At 60.3% G+C, this 19791-nt stretch carries 17 protein-coding genes; 12 read left to right on the top strand and 5 right to left on the bottom strand.

Features of this window, described 5'->3' with window-relative positions; all coding sequences use genetic code 11:
- Positions 1-369: 369 nt before the first annotated feature.
- From BLO50_RS19760 to BLO50_RS19705, 12 genes are all read left to right on the top strand, one after another.
- A complete protein-coding gene (locus tag BLO50_RS19760; RefSeq protein ID WP_090255997.1) occupies positions 370-1776 on the top strand; it encodes a polynucleotide adenylyltransferase PcnB in 1407 nt (468 codons plus the stop codon).
- The gene (gene folK / locus BLO50_RS19755; RefSeq protein ID WP_169852859.1) at positions 1776-2273 is read left to right on the top strand and encodes a 2-amino-4-hydroxy-6-hydroxymethyldihydropteridine diphosphokinase; all 498 of its coding nucleotides are present in this window, start codon (positions 1776-1778) and stop codon (positions 2271-2273) included. Before BLO50_RS19760 ends, folK begins: the two co-directional genes overlap by 1 nt.
- Positions 2274-2509: 236 nt before the next feature.
- Positions 2510-3310 carry a 3-methyl-2-oxobutanoate hydroxymethyltransferase gene (gene panB / locus BLO50_RS19750; protein ID WP_090255995.1) on the top strand — a complete coding sequence of 267 codons (801 nt, stop codon included), beginning with the start codon at positions 2510-2512 and terminating at the stop codon, positions 3308-3310.
- The gene (panC, locus tag BLO50_RS19745; protein WP_090255994.1) at positions 3307-4167 is read left to right on the top strand and encodes a pantoate--beta-alanine ligase; all 861 of its coding nucleotides are present in this window, start codon (positions 3307-3309) and stop codon (positions 4165-4167) included. The genes panB and panC overlap by 4 nt, the downstream gene beginning before the upstream one ends.
- Positions 4168-4274: 107 nt before the next feature.
- Positions 4275-5939 carry a glucose-6-phosphate isomerase gene (gene pgi, locus BLO50_RS19740; RefSeq protein ID WP_090255993.1) on the top strand — a complete coding sequence of 555 codons (1665 nt, stop codon included), beginning with the start codon at positions 4275-4277 and terminating at the stop codon, positions 5937-5939.
- A 93-nt stretch (positions 5940-6032) separates the two neighbouring features.
- Positions 6033-7970 (top strand): acetate--CoA ligase, encoded by a 1938-nt coding sequence (gene acs / locus BLO50_RS19735; RefSeq protein WP_090255992.1) that lies wholly within the window; start codon positions 6033-6035, stop codon positions 7968-7970.
- 155 nt (positions 7971-8125) lie between these two features.
- Positions 8126-9001 (top strand): oxygenase MpaB family protein, encoded by an 876-nt coding sequence (locus tag BLO50_RS19730; RefSeq protein WP_090256043.1) that lies wholly within the window; start codon positions 8126-8128, stop codon positions 8999-9001.
- 95 nt (positions 9002-9096) lie between these two features.
- A complete protein-coding gene (locus BLO50_RS19725) occupies positions 9097-10278 on the top strand; it encodes an acetyl-CoA C-acetyltransferase (protein WP_090255991.1) in 1182 nt (393 codons plus the stop codon).
- Positions 10279-10382: 104 nt separating this feature from the next.
- On the top strand, positions 10383-11399 hold the full coding sequence (locus BLO50_RS19720; protein ID WP_090255990.1) for a class I SAM-dependent rRNA methyltransferase: 1017 nt from the start codon (positions 10383-10385) through the stop codon (positions 11397-11399).
- Positions 11400-11501: 102 nt separating this feature from the next.
- Positions 11502-14513 (top strand): DUF748 domain-containing protein, encoded by a 3012-nt coding sequence (locus tag BLO50_RS19715; RefSeq protein WP_090255989.1) that lies wholly within the window; start codon positions 11502-11504, stop codon positions 14511-14513.
- 12 nt (positions 14514-14525) lie between these two features.
- Entirely contained in the window at positions 14526-14822 is a 297-nt protein-coding gene (locus tag BLO50_RS19710) for a DUF2845 domain-containing protein (RefSeq protein WP_090255988.1), read from the top strand.
- A gap of 20 nt (positions 14823-14842) precedes the next feature.
- Positions 14843-15142: a DUF2845 domain-containing protein gene (locus tag BLO50_RS19705; RefSeq protein WP_090255987.1), complete on the top strand. Its 300-nt coding sequence runs from the start codon at positions 14843-14845 to the stop codon at positions 15140-15142.
- A 67-nt stretch (positions 15143-15209) separates the two neighbouring features.
- On the opposite strand, the gene BLO50_RS19700 is transcribed toward BLO50_RS19705, so the two are convergent.
- From BLO50_RS19700 to truB, 5 genes are all read right to left on the bottom strand, one after another.
- A complete protein-coding gene (locus tag BLO50_RS19700; protein ID WP_090256042.1) occupies positions 15210-15407 on the bottom strand; it encodes a CsbD family protein in 198 nt (65 codons plus the stop codon).
- Between the two features lie 63 nt (positions 15408-15470).
- Positions 15471-15839, bottom strand: coding sequence for a BON domain-containing protein (locus tag BLO50_RS19695; protein ID WP_090255986.1), 369 nt, complete (start codon positions 15837-15839; stop codon positions 15471-15473).
- Between the two features lie 296 nt (positions 15840-16135).
- Positions 16136-18241: a polyribonucleotide nucleotidyltransferase gene (gene pnp / locus BLO50_RS19690; RefSeq protein ID WP_090255985.1), complete on the bottom strand. Its 2106-nt coding sequence runs from the start codon at positions 18239-18241 to the stop codon at positions 16136-16138.
- Between the two features lie 207 nt (positions 18242-18448).
- Positions 18449-18718: a 30S ribosomal protein S15 gene (gene rpsO, locus BLO50_RS19685; protein ID WP_090255984.1), complete on the bottom strand. Its 270-nt coding sequence runs from the start codon at positions 18716-18718 to the stop codon at positions 18449-18451.
- 155 nt (positions 18719-18873) lie between these two features.
- The gene (gene truB, locus BLO50_RS19680) at positions 18874-19791 is read right to left on the bottom strand and encodes a tRNA pseudouridine(55) synthase TruB (RefSeq protein WP_090255983.1); all 918 of its coding nucleotides are present in this window, start codon (positions 19789-19791) and stop codon (positions 18874-18876) included.

Below are 19791 nucleotides of genomic sequence, written 5' to 3'. Positions count from 1 at the left end.
TAACCAGGCTGAGAATAATAAAACTGCCCCAAGGCAGCGCCAATACTGGTTAGGTCACACCGTGATCATTGCAGCGTCAGCATCCAAAGCAATCCGTTTGCTCTTGATTCCCAGCTTGGGAAGTTTTCCAAAAGTCCTTGACTGGATGGAACGGGTAAATCAACAAAAACAACAAGCCCGCCATAATAATAAAAACAGAGCACGCACCAATTTGGGGGGGAGCTTCGGCTCCCCCAGTAGCTTCAAATCCCCCGCCTGCCGCCCTTTCCTGTCGTTTCCTCCATCAATCGTCGACTCAATGCTAGAATCCGCGCCATTCCTGCGGCCGGCATATACTCTGGCCAGTCATTTAGTCAAACAGTGCCTCCCATGCTGAAAAAGCTGTTCAAGTCCTTTCGTACCCCAGCCCGCCGTGGCAACCACTCACACAGCACGCCTGAAGTGCTGAGCAGCAGCCAGCACCCGATCGAACGCGGTGAAATCAGCCGCTACGCCATCAGCGTGGTCGAACGCCTGCAACAGGCTGGCTACCAGGCGTATCTGGTCGGCGGTTGCGTACGCGATCTGCTGCTGGACATTGACCCCAAGGATTTCGACGTGGCCACCAGTGCCACGCCCGAACAAGTGCGCGCCGAGTTCCGCAATGCCCGGGTCATTGGCCGCCGCTTCAAGCTGGTTCACGTGCATTTCGGCCGCGAGATCATCGAGGTCGCCACCTTCCGCGCCAATCATCCGGAAGGCGAGGAAGAAGAGAACAGCAATCTATCCTCGCGTAACGAGAGCGGACGCATTCTGCGTGACAACGTGTATGGCAGCCTGGAAGACGACGCCCAGCGTCGCGACTTCACCATCAATGCGCTGTATTACGACCCGAGCACCGAGCGCATCCTCGATTACGCCAATGGCGTGCACGACATTCGCAACCACCTGATCCGCCTGATCGGTGACCCGACTCAGCGCTACCAGGAAGACCCGGTGCGCATGCTGCGTGCGGTGCGTTTTGCCGCCAAGTTGGATTTCGACATCGAGAAACACAGCGCCGCGCCGATCTACAAGCTGGCTCCGCTGCTAGGCGGGATACCCGCTGCGCGCCTATTCGATGAAGTGCTCAAGCTGTTTCTCGCCGGCTACGCGGTGTACACCTACGAGCTGCTGGTGGATTACGGTCTGTTCGGCCAGCTGTTCCCGGCCAGTGCCGAGGCGCTGAAGCTCAACCCGGATTACACCGACCAGTTGATCCGTAATGCATTGGACAACACTGACCTACGCATTCATCAGGGCAAAACGGTCACGCCCGCCTTCCTCCTTGCCGCATTGCTGTGGCCAGCCCTGCCAGCCCGCGTGATCAAGCTGCAGGATCGCGGTATGCCGCCGATCCCGGCCATGCAGGAAGCCGCTCACGAGCTGATCAGCGAGCAATGCCAGCGCATCGCGGTGCCCAAACGCTTCACCATGCCGATCCGTGAAATCTGGGATATGCAGGAACGCCTGCCACGTCGCAGCGGCAAACGCGCCGACATGCTGCTGGAAAACCCACGTTTCCGCGCTGGCTACGACTTCCTGCTGCTGCGCGAAAGCGCAGGCGAGGAAACCGGTGGCCTGGGCGACTGGTGGACCCGCTATCAGGATGTCAGCGACAGCGAGCGGCGCAATATGATCCGCGACCTCAGCAACAAGGACGATGGCCCAGGTGCCCCCCGTAAGCGCAAACGCAATAACAGCAAGCGTAAACGCGGCCCGGCTGCTGAGAACTCGAGCAGTACAGCCGGCGAATAATGGAACGCGTCTATATCGGCCTGGGCAGTAACCTGGCCACACCGATCGAGCAACTGCGCAGCGCGCTGGCCGCCCTGGCCGCGCTGCCGCAGACAGATCTGATTGCCCAGTCATCCTTCTATAGCAGCGACCCATTGGGTCCTGCGGATCAACCGCGCTATGTAAATGCCGTGGCGGCACTGGATACCGAACTCAGTCCATTGGCCCTGCTAGATGCCTTGCAGACGATCGAACTTGAGCAAGGCCGTACGCGAAAGGCCGAGCGTTGGGGGCCACGCACCCTCGACCTAGATATTTTGCTGTTCGGCGAACGCTTACTGGATGAGCCGCGCCTGACCGTGCCGCACTACCACATGCACGCCCGCGCCTTTGTCCTCTACCCGCTGGCTGAGATCGCCCCCGACCTAAAGCTGCCGGATGGCCGCGCCCTGATAGAACTGCTTGGGGCTTGTCCTTATGTAGGGCTGGAACGCCTCAGCGAAACAGCGTTGACCTGAATTCCGGACAACTTCGACTGCTGGGTCATGCAGCCGCAGCAGTAATAACCCTACCTGCGAGCTGGCACATTGGCGGTAACGGCAGTAACAAGCCGGTAACACCTGCAATTGACTTCGAGCCCCCCCATCAGGACTATAGGCGTCCCGTTGCCCCGCACCGGTGCAATTCGAGGCCAATGCAGGCCAACTTGAAGCAGCACAACTGCTGACTGAACGCCTGAGTGAGGACAGTTTTCATGCCTGATGTAACCCTGACCACCCTGCAAAGCCTCAAGCAGAGCGGCGAGAAAATCGCCATGCTGACCTGCTATGACGCCACGTTCGCCCAGACAGCCTGCCAGGCCGGTGTCGATGTGCTGCTGGTGGGCGATTCCCTCGGCATGGTCTTGCAAGGCCATGACAGCACGCTGCCCGTCACTGTCGCCGAAATGGCGTACCACACCGCCAGCGTCAAACGTGGCAACCAGGGCGCACTGATTCTCGCCGATCTGCCCTTTATGGCCTACGCCACCCTTGAGCAAGCCCTGAACAACAGCGCGGCACTGATGCAAGCCGGCGCCCACATGGTCAAGCTTGAAGGTGCAGCCTGGCTCGCCGAGCCAATTCGTCAACTGGCTGAGCGCGGCGTACCCGTGTGCGCCCACCTCGGCCTCACCCCGCAGGCGGTGAATATCCTCGGTGGTTATAAGGTGCAAGGCCGCCAGGAAGCCCAAGCGCGGCAGATGCGCGCTGACGCCATGGCACTGGAACAAGCCGGCGCGGCGATGCTGCTGCTGGAATGCGTACCCTGCGAACTGGCCGCTGAAATCAGCCAAGCCGTGAAGATCCCAGTCATCGGCATTGGCGCCGGCGTTGCCACCGACGGTCAGGTGTTGGTCCTGCATGACATGCTTGGGCTGTCACTGAGCGGCCGCACGCCAAAGTTCGTGAAGAACTTTATGGCCGGCCAGAGCAGCATCCAGAACGCCATCAGTGCGTACGTCAAAGCGGTCAAAGACCAGAGTTTCCCAGCAGCCGAACACGGATTTTCTGCATGAACACAGTTAAAAGTGTGCGCGAGTTGCGCGCCGCTGTCGCCCAGGCCCGTGCCGAAGGCAAACAGATCGCCTTCGTCCCGACCATGGGCAACCTGCATGCCGGTCACGCCGCATTGGTGGAGAAAGCCGCTCAGCGTGCCGATTTCGTGGTCGCCAGCATCTTCGTCAATCCCTTGCAGTTCGGCCCCAGCGAAGACCTCGACAAATACCCGCGCACCCTGCTCGCCGATCAGGAAAAGCTAGTCGAAGCCGGCTGCCATCTGCTGTTCACCCCGGATGTCGAGGAAATGTACCCGCACGGTATGGATGGCCAGACCCGCGTCAGCGTACCGGGCGTGTCTGAAGGCCTCTGCGGCGCCAGCCGCCCTGGTCACTTCGAAGGCGTTGCGACCGTCGTCAGCAAGTTGTTCAATATGGTGCAGCCTGATCTGGCGATTTTTGGCCAGAAGGATTTCCAGCAACTGGCGGTGATCCGCACCCTGGTGCGTGACCTCAATATGCCGATCCAGATTATCGGCGAGCCGACGGTGCGGGCCGACGATGGCCTGGCGCTGTCATCGCGCAACGGTTACCTGAATACGGCACAGCGTGAAGTTGCGCCGGTGCTGTACCGTACCCTGCAAGAGATGGCCACAGCGATTCGCGCCGGTGAGCGTGATTACGCCAAACTGGTCGCCGTCGCACAGCAGCAGCACAGCGCCGCAGGCTTTAGCCCGGATTATCTGGAAGTACGCGAAGCCAACAGCCTACGTCCGGCCACCTCAGATGATCGCCGCTTGGTCATACTGCTGGCAGCGTTTATTGGCAGCACCCGGTTGATCGACAACCTGGCGTTCGACCTCGATACTCCAGGCTGATCCACGGCGTAGATGCTGGCCCCACGCCCGCCAGTTACACTCAAGGCCCGGATAACTCCGGGCTTTTTTGCATGATTCGCCGCACCCAAAACAAGGAACACGCACCAATGGCCTATTTCCAGCAAACGCATGACGTCACCAGCCTGCCCGCCTGGCAGGCGCTGCGCGAGCAGCGCGGGCAGATGAACGACTTCAGCATGCGCGAGGCCTTTGCCCGTGACCCGCAACGTTTTACCCGTTTTTCCCTGAGCAGCAGCGGCCTGCTGCTGGACTACTCAAAGAACCTGATCGACGAAAAAACCCTGGGACTGTTGGTGCAGCTAGCTGAACAAGCCCAGCTGCCGGAGTCCATTCACGCCCTGTTCAGCGGCGATAAGGTCAATGCATCTGAAGGGCGTGCAGCACTGCATACAGCCCTGCGCAGCCCGATTGGCCGCACCCTGAAACTCGACGGCGTCGACCTGATTCCGCAAGTGCACCGCGTACTCCATCAGATGACCGAATTGGTCAGCCGCGTGCACAGCGGCCTGTGGCGCGGCTACAGCGACAAACCGATCACCGAAGTGGTAAACATTGGTATTGGCGGTTCATTCCTCGGCCCTCAGTTGGTGTCCGAAGCACTGCGGCCCTTTACCCAGCGCGGCGTGCGCTGTCATTACCTGGCGAATATCGACGGCAGCGAGTTCCGTGAACTGACGGCGCGCCTGAACCCACAGACCACGCTGTTTATTGTGTCGTCCAAATCCTTCGGTACGTTGGAAACCCTGAAGAACGCCCTGGCCGCACGCGACTGGTACCTGGCCCTGGGCGGCCCGGAAGCCGAGCTGCACAAGCACTTTATTGCGGTGACCAGCAACCAGAAGGCTGCGATCGAATTCGGTATCAAGGCGGAAAATATCTTCCCGATGTGGGACTGGGTCGGCGGGCGTTACTCACTGTGGTCGGCCATCGGCCTGCCGATTGCCCTGGCCATCGGCATCTCCAACTTCAAAGAACTGCTGGCCGGCGCCTACGCCATGGACCAGCATTTCACCCAAGCGCCGCTGGCGGAAAACATGCCCGTCCTGATGGCCCTGCTGGGGATCTGGTACGGCAACTTCTGGGGTGCGAAAAGCCAGGCGATCCTGCCCTACGACCACTACCTACGTAACTTCACCAAACACCTGCAGCAGTTGGACATGGAATCCAACGGCAAAAGCGTGCGCCAGGACGGCAGCCCCGTGGACTTCAGCACCGGCCCCGTGATCTGGGGCGGCGTGGGCTGTAACGGCCAACACGCGTATCACCAGTTGCTGCACCAGGGTACCGAGCTGATCCCAGCAGACTTTATCGTCCCGGTTAATAGCTTCAGCCCGCTGGCTGACCATCACCAGTGGCTGTTTGCCAACTGCCTGTCACAGAGCCAAGCCTTGATGCACGGCAAGACCCGCGAGGAAGCTGAAGCCGAGCTGCGCGCCAAGGGTCTGGACGAGGCCGAAGTGCAACGTCTGGCACCGCACAAGGTGATCCCCGGTAACCGCCCGAGCAATATCCTCGCGCTCAACCGCGTCGACCCATTCAACCTCGGCGCACTGGTAGCGCTTTACGAGCACAAGGTGTTCGTACAGAGCGCCATCTGGGGCATTAACGCCTTTGATCAGTGGGGCGTCGAACTGGGCAAGGACCTTGGCCAGGGCGTTTATCAGCGTCTCACCGGCCAACTCGACGAGCCCGCCAGTGACGCCTCTACACAAGGCTTGATCCAGCACTTCCGCGAACGGCATCGCGGCTGATCCACAGCGACCGAGCACAAGGCCAGCACTTGAACCAAGCACCCGCTTGGTTCACCCTACGAACATCGCGGAACACAACAATAAGGACCCGCCATGTTCGAAATCACCCGCCACCCCGTGCCCGATGCAGTGCGCCAACGCGCCCACCTGGACAACGACGACTACATGCGTCTTTACCAGCAGTCGATCGAGCAGCCGGAAATCTTCTGGGCCGAGCAGGCCAAGGCCTTCCTCGACTGGAGCAAACCCTGGACCAGCGTGCAACAAGGCGACCTGCTAAGCGGTTCGGGCTCGTGGTTCAAGGGTGGGCAACTGAACGTCAGCTACAACTGCATCGACCGTCACCTGGAAAAACGCAGCGAGCAAATTGCACTGATCTGGGAAGGCGACAACCCCAGCGAATCGGCTCACATCACCTACAAGAAGCTGCACCACAACGTCAGCCGCCTGGCCAACGTGCTGAAAAGCCGTGGGGTGAAAAAGGGCGACCGGGTGTGCATCTATATGCCGATGATCCCCGAGGCCACCTACGCCATGCTCGCCTGCACACGCATCGGCGCGGTGCATTCGGTGGTATTCGGCGGCTTCTCTCCCGACGCTCTGCGTGACCGTATTCTGGATGCCGATTGCCGCACGGTGATCACCGCCGATGAAGGTGTGCGCGGCGGCAAGTACGTGGCGCTCAAGGCCAATGTCGACAAGGCCCTGCAGAGCTGCCCGGCGGTGTCCACAGTGGTGGTAGTCGAGCGCACCCAGGGCGAGATCGATTGGGTTGAAGGCCGCGACATCTGGTACCACGAAGCCCTGCGCGACGCCGACGGCAACTGTCCACCCGAGCCAATGGACGCCGAAGATCCGCTGTTTATCCTCTACACCTCCGGTTCCACCGGCAAACCTAAAGGCGTGCTGCACAGCACTGGCGGCTATCTGCTGATGGCGGCGATGACCCACAAGTACGTGTTCGACTACCACGAAGGCGACATCTACTGGTGCACCGCCGACGTCGGCTGGGTCACCGGGCACAGCTATATCGTCTACGGTCCGTTGGCCAACGGCGCGACCAGTCTGATCTTCGAAGGCGTGCCCAACTACCCGAGCGCCTCGCGCTTCTGGCAGGTGATCGACAAACACCAGGTAAACATTTTCTACACCGCTCCCACCGCCCTGCGTGCGCTGATGCGTGAGGGCACTGGTCCGGTCGAATGCACCGAACGCACCAGCCTGCGCCTGCTCGGCAGCGTCGGCGAGCCGATCAACCCGGAAGCCTGGGAGTGGTATTACAACGTGGTCGGCGAACGCCGCTGCCCGATCGTCGACACCTGGTGGCAGACTGAAACCGGCGCCATCCTGATCACCCCACTGCCCGGCGCCACCGACCTCAAACCCGGTTCGGCAACCCGGCCGTTCTTCGGCGTACAGCCAGTGCTGCTGGATGAACAGGGCAAGGAGATTGATGGCGCTGGTAGCGGCGTACTGGCGATCAAGGACAGCTGGCCAAGCCAGATTCGCAGCGTTTACGGCGACCATCAGCGGATGATCGACACCTACCTCAAGCCCTACCCCGGTTACTACTTCAGCGGCGACGGCGCGCGCCGCGACGAGGACGGTTACTACTGGATCACCGGCCGGGTGGATGACGTGATCAACGTCTCCGGCCACCGCATCGGCACCGCCGAAGTGGAAAGCGCCCTGGTGCTGCATGACGCCGTCGCCGAAGCCGCCGTGGTCGGTTACCCGCATGACCTCAAAGGCCAGGGCATCTATGCCTTCGTCACACCGATGAACGGCGTGGAAATCAACGATGCGCTGAAGCAGGAACTGCTGGCCTTGGTCGGCAAGGAAATTGGCAGCTTCGCCAAACCCGAGCTGATCCAGTGGGCACCGGGCTTGCCGAAAACCCGTTCGGGCAAGATCATGCGGCGCATCCTGCGCAAAATCGCCTGCAACGAGCTGGAAAACATGGGCGACACCTCAACCCTGGCCGACCCGACGGTGGTCGACGGTTTGATCGAGCAGCGCCTGAACCGATAACCGCACGCTAGGATGTAGGGTGGATCGAGGCGCCTAGCTGACGCTCTGTTCATCCACCAAAGGCCCCGCGCGGCGGAGCGCCATCGGGCGGATCGCCAACCGATGGATCGATGAAGCGCGATCCACCCTACACCAGCAAACGAACCCACCATTCCATGGAATTTCTTCGCCGCCGTATCGAAAGCCAAGTCCTTAGTCTCAGCGGTATCGCCTTGGGGCAAATCGACTTCGAAAAGCCCCAGGACGACCCCGGTCTGTTCGGCCCCGACTCGGTGAGTTGGCAGGTGCATGGCGACTTCACCAGCATGCTGATCGGCGGGATCAGCGCCCTGCTCTTGCAAGCTCTGCATCCACTGGCATTAGCCGGGGTGTGGGATCACTCAAATTTTCGTCAGGACCTACTCGGCCGCCTGCGTCGCACCGGCCAGTTTATATCTGGCACCACCTACGGCTCGCGCGCCGATGCCGACTGGCTGATCGACAAGGTCAAGACCATTCACCTCAAAGTCACAGGCACCGCCCCGGATGGCCGCACCTATGCCGCCAGTGATCCGGCGCTGCTGACCTGGGTGCATGTGGCCGAGGTGTACAGTTTTCTCCAAGCACACCTGCGTTACCGCAACCCACAACTGAGCGAAGCCGATCAGGACCGCTACTACGCGGAAATCGCCCTGATCGCAGAGCGTCTGGGCGCCATCCAGGTGCCGCGCTCGCGCTCCGAGGTCGCCGCCTACCTGGCAGCTGTGCGCCCCGAGCTGCTCTGTGATGAACGCTCGCTGGAAATCTTGCACATCCTGCTCAACGCCCCGGCACCCAGCGCCCTCGCGGCCCCGGCGGCCAAGCTGCTGATGCAGGCTGGCATCGACCTGCTGCCAGATTGGGCGCAACAGATGCTCGGCCAGCAGATCAGCCCGGCGCGTAGCCGGATGATCCACACTGGCGTACACAGCCTGGCCCCCGTGCTGCGCTGGGCGGTACGCGGCGGCGCCATCCACCGTGCGCGCAAACGCCTGAACCTGCCGCCACGCTGACCGGCCGGTTCGCGCGCTGGCCGTAAACAAAGCCGCTGTGCCACCATAGCGGCCTTTCGCGGCCCGCCGCGCCTGTCACTTGTGAGGATCGCGTTATGCAAGACGTTGTCATCGTTGCCGCCACCCGCACCGCCATCGGCAGCTTCCAGGGTTCACTGGCGAATATCCCAGCCCCTGAACTAGGCGCCGCGGTAATCCGCCGCCTGCTGGAACAAACCGGCCTGGACGGCGCGCAGGTCGACGAAGTGATCCTCGGTCAGGTACTTACCGCAGGCAGCGGGCAGAACCCGGCGCGTCAGGCAGTAATACTCGCCGGCCTGCCGCACGCCGTACCAGCGCTGACCCTGAACAAGGTCTGCGGCTCGGGCCTGAAAGCTCTGCACCTCGGTGCCCAGGCGATCCGCTGCGGCGATGCCGAAGTGATCATCGCCGGCGGTATGGAGAACATGAGCCTGGCGCCTTATGTAATGCCCGGCGCACGCACCGGCCTGCGCATGGGTCACGCCAAACTGGTCGACACCATGATCACCGACGGTCTGTGGGACGCCTTCAACGACTACCACATGGGCATCACCGCTGAGAATCTGGTGGAGAAATACGACATCAGCCGCGAAGCCCAGGACGCCTTTGCCGCCGCCTCGCAGCAAAAAGCCGTAGCAGCCATCGAAGCCGGGCGTTTTATCGATGAAATAACCCCAATCATGATTCCCCAGCGCAAAGGCGAGCCACTGGCCTTCGCCACTGACGAGCAGCCGCGCGCCGGCACCACAGCAGAATCCTTGGGTAAGCTGAAGCCAGCGTTCAAGAAGGACGGCAGCGTCACCGCCGGCAACGCCTCCAGCCTTAACGACGGCGCCTCCGCCGTACTGCTGATGAGCGCCGCCAAAGCCCAGGCCCTCGGCCTGCCGGTACTGGCGAAAATCGCCAGCTACGCCAACGCCGGCGTCGACCCGGCGATCATGGGCATCGGCCCGGTCAGTGCCACCCAGCGTTGCCTGGCCAAGGCCGGCTGGCAGCTGGCCGACCTGGACCTGATCGAAGCCAATGAAGCCTTCGCCGCGCAGGCCTTGGCAGTGGGCAAAGAGCTGAATTGGGACGCGAGTAAAGTCAACGTCAACGGCGGCGCCATCGCCCTAGGCCACCCGATCGGCGGTTCCGGCTGCCGCGTGCTAGTGACCCTGCTGCACGAGATGATCAAACGCGACGCCAAAAAAGGCCTCGCCACTCTGTGCATCGGCGGCGGTCAAGGCGTGGCACTGGCGATCGAACGGGCCTGATAACACCGCTCAGCTATCGTGACGAAAACGCCGGCGCCCCGAACTAACGGGAGCCGGCGTTTTTCTTGGTAAACTGCGCGCCCTCCTTTTTCGAGTCGCCGCGCATGCCCTCTCACGATCAGGCGCTGCGCGCCGCACTGCATAACCGTCAAGATCTGCTGACTGCACTGCATCAGCAAGGCACCGACTGCTATCGCCTGTTCCATGGCAGCCAGGAAGGCGCCGGCGGCCTGACCGTCGACCGTTACGGCCCGCAATTACTGGTACAGAGCTTCCACCAGAGCCTGAGTCGCGACGAACTGCTACAACTGGCCGAGCAGTGCCAGGCCAGCCTCGGCACACAACTGCTACTGGTCTACAACGACCGCTCCCAGGGCAACTCGCGGATCGACCGCACTGATGCGATCTACCAGGCCGAACCGGCTGCACTGGAAGACCTGATCGGCCATGAATGGGGCCTCAACTACCGCGTACGTGGCCGCCATGCTGGGCAAGATCCGCTGTTGTTTCTCGACCTGCGCAATGCCCGCGGCTGGGTCAAAGCGCACAGCGCCGGTAAATCGGTGCTTAACCTATTCGCCTACACCTGCGGCGTCGGTTTGAGTGCGGCCGCTGGCGGAGCCAGCGAAGTCGTCAATCTGGACTTTGCCGAAGGCAATCTGGCGGTCGGTCGTGAGAATGGCACACTCAATCCGCAGCTGCAGCCCATGCAGTTTGTCCAGTCAGACTACTTCCCGGCGATTCGCCAACTGGCTGGCCTGCCGATCAATGCGCGGCGCGGGCAGAAGTTGCCGCACTATCCGCGCCTTGAGCAACGTCAGTTTGATCTGGTGCTGCTCGATCCACCCGCCTGGGCAAAGAGCGCTTTCGGTACGGTTGACCTGCTGCGCGATTACCAGAGCCTGCTCAAGCCAGCGATTCTCGCCACCGCCGATGATGGTGTGCTGATCTGCTGCAACAACCTGGCAAAAGTCGCCATGACCGATTGGCGCGAACAAGTGCTGCGCTGCGCGGAAAAGCTCGGCCGCCCGGTGCGCGATTGGCAGGTGCTGGCACCGGCCCGCGACTTCCCCTCACAAGATGGCCAGCCACCGCTAAAAACCCTGATCCTGCAGTTCTGATCCACGCGCAAGTTCGCAGAAAATCCCCGCGCAGAGCCTCTGCGGAACTGCACACGCGTGCCATACTCCAAGGCACTTCTCGTCGGGATAGATGACGTTTTTATGCTTAAAGGAATAAAGCGCGCTGCCAGCGCCATTGCCATCGCCGTTGCACTCTACAGCCTGCTGGGTTTTCTGATTCTGCCCGGTATCGGCCTGCGCATCGCCAACCAGCAGTTGGCGCACTACGCCGAAGTACCCGCCACACTGCAGCGCCTGCAACTCAACCCGTTCAGTCTGGAGCTCAGCCTCTGGGGCCTGCAGATTGGCGAGGCCGAACAGCAGCAGATCGCCTTCGAACGCCTGTATGCCAACCTGCAACTCGATAGCCTGTGGAGCGGCGTATTGCACCTGGCTGATATCGAGTTGGACAAGCCACACAGCGAAGTGCTGTTCGGCAAGGACGGTCGGCTTAACCTGACCCAACTGTTCAAAGTGCCGCCCAGCCCGCAACCAGCAGTCGAAGAACCGGCCGGCGAGCCGTTCCCGCTGCGTATCGCGCGGATCAAGCTGAGCGGCGGCAACGTACATTTCCAGGATCTGCGCCCCAGCGAGCCCATCGAGTTTATCTACGACGATCTCAATTTCGAGCTGTTCAATCTCAGCACCCTGCCCGACGACAATGCCGACATGAGCCTGGTCGCCACCGGCCCCACCGGCGGGCGGATCGACTGGACCGGGCGCATCAGTCTGGTGCCAATCAGCTCCAGCGGCAGTCTGAAAGTCACTGACGGCAAACTTAAAGCCATCTGGCCCTATGTGCGCGATGCGGTGCCGCTGGTCCTGGAGGACGGCACCGTCAATCTGAGCAGCGACTACAGCCTGAACCTGGCTAAAGGCACCGAACTGCTACTGAGCAATACCCAACTCAGCGTCAGCAGCTTTGCCATCAAGAGCCCGGCGGATAAAGCGTTGCTGCGCCTGGAAAGTCTGGATATGAGCGAAACCAGCGTGGACCTGGCTAAGCAGCAGGTCATCGTCGGCAAGATTCGCAGCCAGAAGCTGGAAACCTGGGCTGCACGCGAGGCCGATGGCCAGCTCGACTGGCAGAAGCTGCTGGCCGGCCAACCCGCCAAACCAGCTCCAGCTCCAGCTCCAGCTCCAGCTCCAGCTCCAAATGAGGGTGGCTCAGGCTCCGCAGCCACGGAAGCCGAACCGGCAAAAGAGCCAAGCGAACCGACCACCGCAGAGCAATCCGCTGACCTGGAAACCGCCACTGCCGACCAGCCGGAAGAGCCCAGCAAACCCTGGCAGGTAATCCTGCGTGACGTGCAACTGCGCGACTATCAGGTGCATCTGGCCGACCGCGCCGGCGGCGCGGAAGTCAAAATAGACCTGGCCCCGCTTAATCTCGACCTGAGCGACTTTGACAGCCTGGGCACTTCACCCTTCGGCCTCAAGCTCGACACAGGAGTGAACAAGACCGGGCAGATCAAGGCCGACGGCCAGGTGCAACTGACCCCGACCACGGCCAAGCTGCAGGTTGCCACCCGCGATATCGACCTGCGCCTGGCGCAGACCTACCTGAGCCCCTTCGTGCGTCTGGAACTGCGCAGCGGTAAGCTCGGTAGCGACCTGGCGGTTGATCTGCAGAGCGTGGAACCGCTGGCCTTCAGTATTGGCGGGCAAGCCGAGATCAACCAGCTGCATACTCTCGACACGCTAAAGGACCGCGACTTCCTCAAATGGCAGCAAGTGCTGGTGGAAGGAATCGACTATCAACACGGCAAGGGCTTGGTGATCGGCCAAGTCAAACTGCAGCAGCCTTATGTGCGCTTTATCATCAATGAAGACCTGACCACCAATATCAGCGATCTGATGATTCCACAGCCGGCAGAGGCCAACGCCAAGCCCGCAGCGGCAAGTAAACCGCTGCCGATGCGCATCGGCGGTATCAGCATCAAGGACGGTTCGGCGAACTTTGCCGACTTCAGTCTGACGCCTAACTTCGCCACGGCTATTCAGCAACTCAACGGCCAGATCGGCACACTCGACAACCAGAGCCCGAAAACCGCCAGCGTCGATATTAAGGGCAAGGTCGATAAGTACGCACCCGTCAGCATCAAAGGCAAGCTGACGCCGTTCGACCCGATGAACAGCCTGGATATCGCCACCAGCTTCAAGAATGTCGAACTGACCACCCTCACGCCCTACTCCGGCAAGTTCGCCGGTTTCCGCATACGCAAGGGCCGCCTCAACCTCGACCTGCATTACCAGATCGAGAAAGGCCAGCTCAACGCCGAGAACAAACTGCTGCTGGAAGACCTGCAACTGGGCGAGAAAGTCGACAGCAAAGACGCCATGGACCTGCCAATCCGCCTAGCCATTGCCCTGCTCAAAGACACCGACGGCAATATCAGCATCCAGCTGCCCGTGCAGGGCGACCTCAACAGCCCGCAGTTCAGCGTTATGCCCATCGTCTGGCAAACCCTGCGCAATCTGGTGCTGCGCGCCGCGCAGGCACCGTTCAAATTTATCGGCGGCCTGGTCAGCGGCGGCAGTGATGTTGACCTCAGCACCGTGCGTTTCAATGCCGGTGACAGCGAACTCGACGGCGACGCGCAGAAAGCGCTGGATACGCTGGCCAGCGCCCTGAAGGAGCGTCCGACACTGCGCCTGGAAGTCGAAGGCATGAGCGCGCAGAGCAGCGACGGCCCACCACTGGCTGCTGCGCGCCTGGAGCGCGAATACCAGAACACCTGGTACAAGATGCTGCAACGCCGTGGGGAGGATGTACCTGCCGAAGCCAGTGAGCTGGTGGTGGATGAGGACGACAAAGCCGTACTGCTCGAAGGCATCTACCGCACCCGCCTCAAACAGCAGCCGCCAGCCGAGTGGGCCGAACTGCCCGACGAAGAGCGCAGCGTGAAGATGCGCGAAGGTGTGCTGCAATCCTGGGCACAAAGTGAACTGCTACAGCGTCAGCTGGCACAGGCGCGAGCTGCAGAAATAAAGAGCTATCTGGTCGAGCGCGGCGGCCTGGCCGACGAACGTATTTACCTGCTGGATGTCAACATGGCACAGGCTGACGCCAATGGCCGCGTCGCCACTACCCTGCATCTCGGCAGCGAGTAAGGTCTCCGTCATATGCGTGCATTGGCTACAACGCTGCTCCTCGCCCTGACGGGCGCGTCGTCTCTGGCTCAGGCGGAGACCATGCGCTGCGGCAGCCAACTGGTCAGCCTGGATGACCGACGCTTCGAGGTGCTGCAGAAATGCGGCGAACCAGCCTTCCGCGATCTGGTCGGCTATTCGCTCGGGCCAAATGAACGGCGCGAATACCAGATCGAGGAATGGGTCTACGGCCCCGATAACGGCATGCTCAGTATTCTCACCTTCGAAGGCACGCGCCTGCGCGCCATCGAACGCCGTCGTAGCCGCTAGCATCTGCCCCGGAAAATTTGATGAAACGACTAATCTGCAGCCTACTGATACTGCTCCCTCTCGGCGCGTACGCCTCATCCACCCTGCGCTGTGGTAGCGCGCTTATCAGCCTGGAGGACTCGTCCAGCGTCGTCAGCAGTAAATGCGGCGAACCGATCAGCCGCGAGTTTGTTGGCTACCGCGAAGTGCTCGATGAATACGGCTTTCGCCATGAAGTGGTCGTGGAAGAATGGGCCTATGGTCCGCGCAACGGCATGTATCAGTTTCTGCGTTTCGAAGGCAATCGCCTGATAAAGATCGAGAGCAAACGAGGTAGATAACAACAGCTCCCATAGTCGCGCACAAAAAAGCCCGCAGGTTATGCCTGCAGGGCTTTTTTACGCCTGATTACAGCTTGCTGCTGAAATCACGCAGCTCGTCCTGAGCCTTTTCCTTGGTCCAACCGTAACGCTCTTGCAGCTTGCCGGCCAGGTACTCGCTATGGCCTTCAGCAACATTCAGGTCGTCATCGGTCAGGTTGCCCCAACGCTCCTTGATGCGACCATTGATTTGCTTCCACTTGCCTTTGATTACGTCAGCATTCATCTGCTTGTCCTCGTCGTTGAGTGGCTGCCAGGCCCATCGCAGCGCCTTGCACGCTTCCATGGATTACTGAGCGGTTTTCAGAGCTTCAGCGGATACAGCACTCACACCTTTGATCTCGCCGGCCTTGGCAATGGCCAGATCACGTTCGGCGGAGCTGGCAACAACCCCGGAAAGCGTAACAACGCCCTTATTGGTTTCGACCTTGATGTCGATACCGCTCAAGCTGCTGTCGGCCAGGAAGGTCGACTTCACCTTACTGGTGATCCAGGTGTCGGAAACCGCATCTTCTGCTTTATCCATCGTCTCACTGGCGGCCAGCAGGGTTGGTTGCACGGTCGGGGTGTCCGCAGCCATAACCGGCCCGGCGAGCAACAGACCCAGCGCGGTAGCGGTCATGGCGGTTACTGCGAAATGCTTGATTGGCTTTTTCATAAATAATGCCTCCTGCGTGTACTGAACAATCTGCAAGCCACTACGAGCTGCAGTCTCCCCAGTACTATCGCAAGCGCTATGCCAACCCTCTTAAAACAAAATAATCTATAATTATCAATAACTTAAAAACAAATGAGATCAGCCTGCCTCGTGCAATCTGCATGTTAGGGCCAAACGAGCAAGGCATATTGCACGACAGCTGCGGCCTCTATAGGCGACGAGGGTAAACGCTTTATCTACAGGCAAAAAAAGAGGGCCCCGAAGGGCCCTCTTTTCTGCTGTTAGCGACGCGGCGATTAAACGCCCGAAGCCTTGGCAGCAGCTACATCCTTGATCGACAGCTTGATACGGCCGCGGTTGTCCACGTCCAGTACCAGTACTTCAACTTCCTGACCTTCTTTCAGAATGTCAGTCACTTTCTCAACGCGAGCGTCGCTCAGCATGGAGATGTGCACCAGACCGTCTTTGCCCGGCAGGATGTTGACGAAGGCGCCGAAGTCGACGATGCGCTCAACCTTGCCGACGTAGATCTTGCCGATCTCGGCTTCCGCGGTGATGCCCAGTACGCGCTGACGCGCAGCCTCGGCAGCTTCCTTGGTTTCGCCGAAGATCTTGATCGAACCGTCGTCTTCGATATCGATCGACGCCTTGGTTTCTTCGCAGATCGCGCGGATGGTTGCACCACCTTTGCCGATCACGTCGCGAATCTTGTCCTGGTCGATCTTCATCGCGATCATGGTTGGGGCGTTAGCCGACAACTCGGTGCGCGAAGTTGCGATGATCTTGTTCATCTGACCGAGAATGTTCAGGCGTGCTTCCAGGGCCTGATTCAGGGCGATTTCCATGATCTCTTCGGTGATGCCCTGGATCTTGATGTCCATCTGCAGCGCAGTAACGCCATTGGCGGTACCGGCTACTTTGAAGTCCATGTCGCCCAGGTGATCTTCGTCGCCGAGGATGTCGGTCAGAACGGCGAATTTCTCGCCTTCTTTAACCAGACCCATGGCGATACCAGCAACCGGCGCCTTCATCGGCACACCGGCATCCATCAGAGCCAGGGATGCACCGCAAACCGAAGCCATGGAGCTGGAACCGTTGGACTCGGTGATTTCCGATACAACACGGATGGTGTACGGGAACACGTCAGCAGCAGGCAACATCGCCTGTACCGAACGACGCGCCAGACGGCCGTGACCGATTTCGCGGCGACCGGTAGCGCCCATGCGACCACACTCGCCCACCGAGTAAGGCGGGAAGTTGTAGTGCAGCATGAAGGGGTCTTTCTTCTCGCCTTCCAGGGTGTCGAGCAGCTGTGCGTCGCGCGCGGTACCGAGGGTGGCAACCACCAGAGCCTGAGTTTCGCCACGGGTGAACAGTGCCGAACCGTGGGTCTTGTCCAGTACACCGACTTCGATGTTCAGGCCACGCACAGTGCGGGTGTCACGGCCATCAATACGCGGCTTGCCGTTAACGATGTTCTCGCGCACGGTGCGGTATTCGATTTCGCCGAAAGCGTCTTTGACTTCAGCAGCAGAAGGCTGGCCTTCTTCACCGGAGAACTTGGCAACGATTTCATTGCGCAGCTCACCCAGACGGGCATAACGCTCGTGCTTGACGGTGATGGTGTAAGCCTGGGAGATCGCCTCGCCGAACTCGCTACGGATAGCGTTCAGCAGTGCAGTGTTCTCAGCTTTTGGCTGCCAGTCCCACGTCGGTTTGGCGGCTTCAGCAGCCAGCTCGGCAACAGCGTTGATCACCACCTGGAATTCGTCATGGGCGAACAGTACAGCGCCCAGCATCTGGTCTTCGGTCAGCTCTTTAGCTTCCGATTCAACCATCAGTACGGCGTCTTTAGTGCCGGCTACGACCATGTCCAGGCTGGAGGCCTTGAGTTGCTCGTAAGTCGGGTTCAGCAGGTAGCCGGTTTCCGGGTGGAAGGCTACGCGCGCAGCACCGATCGGACCGTTGAACGGGATGCCGGAGATGGCCAGCGCAGCCGAGGTACCGATCATCGCAGCGATGTCCGGATCGGTCTTCTTGCTGGTGGAGATCACGGTGCAGATGACCTGCACTTCGTTCTGGAAACCTTCTGGGAAGAGCGGACGGATCGGACGGTCGATCAGGCGCGAAGTCAGGGTTTCCTTCTCGGAAGGACGGGCTTCACGCTTGAAGAAACCGCCGGGGATCTTGCCGGCTGCATAGGTTTTTTCCTGGTAGTGCACGGACAGCGGGAAAAAGCCTTTGCTTGGGTCAGCAGTCTTGGCACCGGTTACGGCGACCAGTACGGCGACGTCGTCGTCAACGGTGACCAGTACTGCGCCGGAGGCTTGACGGGCGATACGGCCTGTCTCGAGGGTAACGGTCGATTGACCGAACTGGAACTTCTTGATTACCGGGTTCACGGTGTTTTCCTTCTCTTTGTTGCCCTTGGGGAAAGCGTTTCTTGCAGCCGTTGTTCAGCATATGAACAGACGGGTCTTACAGAATGAGTGGGCGGTTACGGGAATCGGACCCGCTATCGTCCAAAACAGCTAAAGCAGAAAAGCAAAAGCTGGAAGCAGGGTAAACCCCACTTCCAGCTTCGGCAGTCAGCTACGCGTAAGCATTGCTTAGCGACGCAGACCCAGGCGACCGATCAGGGCGCTGTAACGACTGGTGTCCTTACCCTTCAGGTAGTCCAGCAGCTTACGACGCTGGTTAACCATACGGATCAGACCACGACGGCTGTGGTGATCTTTACCGTTGGCCTTGAAGTGGCCTTGCAGCTTGTTGATGTTGGCGGACAGCAGTGCAACTTGCACTTCCGGGCTACCGGTGTCGCCAGCAGCTTGCTGGTAGTCAGTTACGATTTGGGCTTTTTCTTCAACGCTGAGTGCCATGGGGCAATCCTCTCAGTTAAGAAACGGCTGCAAAGCAACCATTTCAATAGGCCGGGAATCGCTTCCCGTGTTTTTAAGTGAGGTATGACCGTGCCTATTAACAGCCACCCTCGATACACGCACACCAGAGCCGAAACCCCAGGCCTGCGCTACGGTCATGCTGACCGAATCAAACGACGCGGCGCAATGCGCCCGTCTTCGCTCACTTCACCGATACCGATAAAGCGACCGTTGTGATCTTGCACCCGAACCATGCCGAACTTCGGCGCTTCCGGGGCGCGTACCGGCTGCCCTTGCAGCCAGTAGAACGAACTGTGCTCGGAGAACTGCAGCAGCGGCCAGTGCTGCAAACCGCTGTCGACCGGTTGCAGGAACTGGTCAACAGCCTCATTACCACCTTCGCCATGCACCCGTTCCAGCTCTTCGAGCGTTACGGTGCGGCTCAAATCGAATGGACCGGCTTTGGTTCTGCGCAGCTCTGCCACGTGTGCACCGCAACCCAGCAGGTGGCCAATGTCTTCGACCAGCGTGCGGATATAAGTGCCTTTGCTGCAATCGACCGCCAGGCGCGCTTGCTCCGCTTCGCAGTCCAGTAATTCCAGGCGCGCAATAGTAACAGAACGCGGCTCACGCTCCACTACTTCGCCGGCACGGGCCAACTTATAAAGGGGCTGTCCGTCACGCTTGAGCGCCGAGTACATCGGCGGTATCTGGCTGATTTCACCACGAAAACCGGGTAGCGCCGCTTCAATATCGGCGCGACCAACGGTCACTGGGCGACGCTCCAGCACTTCACCTTCGGCATCAGCCGTGGTGGTGGTGACGCCCAGCTGCATCAGGGTTTCGTAGCCTTTGTCGGCATCCAACAGGTACTGGGAGAACTTGGTCGCCTCGCCGAAGCACAATGGCAGAACGCCGGTGGCCAGGGGATCGAGGCTACCGGTGTGCCCAGCCTTTTCGGCATTCAGCAACCAGCGCACCTTCTGCAAGGCGGCGTTGGAGCTAAAGCCTTTGGGCTTATCCAGCAGGATGATGCCATCGACGGCGCGACGAATACGTTTGACCTGGGCCAC

Source organism: Pseudomonas peli, assembly GCF_900099645.1.
Classification (GTDB): domain Bacteria; phylum Pseudomonadota; class Gammaproteobacteria; order Pseudomonadales; family Pseudomonadaceae; genus Aquipseudomonas; species Aquipseudomonas peli.
This window is presented reverse-complemented; position numbering and strand designations above follow the sequence as displayed.

Coding starts and splice junctions, on each gene's coding strand:
- BLO50_RS19760 (WP_090255997.1), top strand. CDS start 370: ATGCTGAAAAAGCTGTTCAAGTCCTTTCGTACCCCAGCCCGCCGTGGC.
- folK (WP_169852859.1), top strand. CDS start 1,776: ATGGAACGCGTCTATATCGGCCTGGGCAGTAACCTGGCCACACCGATC.
- panB (WP_090255995.1), top strand. CDS start 2,510: ATGCCTGATGTAACCCTGACCACCCTGCAAAGCCTCAAGCAGAGCGGC.
- panC (WP_090255994.1), top strand. CDS start 3,307: ATGAACACAGTTAAAAGTGTGCGCGAGTTGCGCGCCGCTGTCGCCCAG.
- pgi (WP_090255993.1), top strand. CDS start 4,275: ATGGCCTATTTCCAGCAAACGCATGACGTCACCAGCCTGCCCGCCTGG.
- acs (WP_090255992.1), top strand. CDS start 6,033: ATGTTCGAAATCACCCGCCACCCCGTGCCCGATGCAGTGCGCCAACGC.
- BLO50_RS19730 (WP_090256043.1), top strand. CDS start 8,126: ATGGAATTTCTTCGCCGCCGTATCGAAAGCCAAGTCCTTAGTCTCAGC.
- BLO50_RS19725 (WP_090255991.1), top strand. CDS start 9,097: ATGCAAGACGTTGTCATCGTTGCCGCCACCCGCACCGCCATCGGCAGC.
- BLO50_RS19720 (WP_090255990.1), top strand. CDS start 10,383: ATGCCCTCTCACGATCAGGCGCTGCGCGCCGCACTGCATAACCGTCAA.
- BLO50_RS19715 (WP_090255989.1), top strand. CDS start 11,502: ATGCTTAAAGGAATAAAGCGCGCTGCCAGCGCCATTGCCATCGCCGTT.
- BLO50_RS19710 (WP_090255988.1), top strand. CDS start 14,526: ATGCGTGCATTGGCTACAACGCTGCTCCTCGCCCTGACGGGCGCGTCG.
- BLO50_RS19705 (WP_090255987.1), top strand. CDS start 14,843: ATGAAACGACTAATCTGCAGCCTACTGATACTGCTCCCTCTCGGCGCG.
- BLO50_RS19700 (WP_090256042.1), bottom strand. CDS start 15,407: ATGAATGCTGACGTAATCAAAGGCAAGTGGAAGCAAATCAATGGTCGC.
- BLO50_RS19695 (WP_090255986.1), bottom strand. CDS start 15,839: ATGAAAAAGCCAATCAAGCATTTCGCAGTAACCGCCATGACCGCTACC.
- rpsO (WP_090255984.1), bottom strand. CDS start 18,718: ATGGCACTCAGCGTTGAAGAAAAAGCCCAAATCGTAACTGACTACCAG.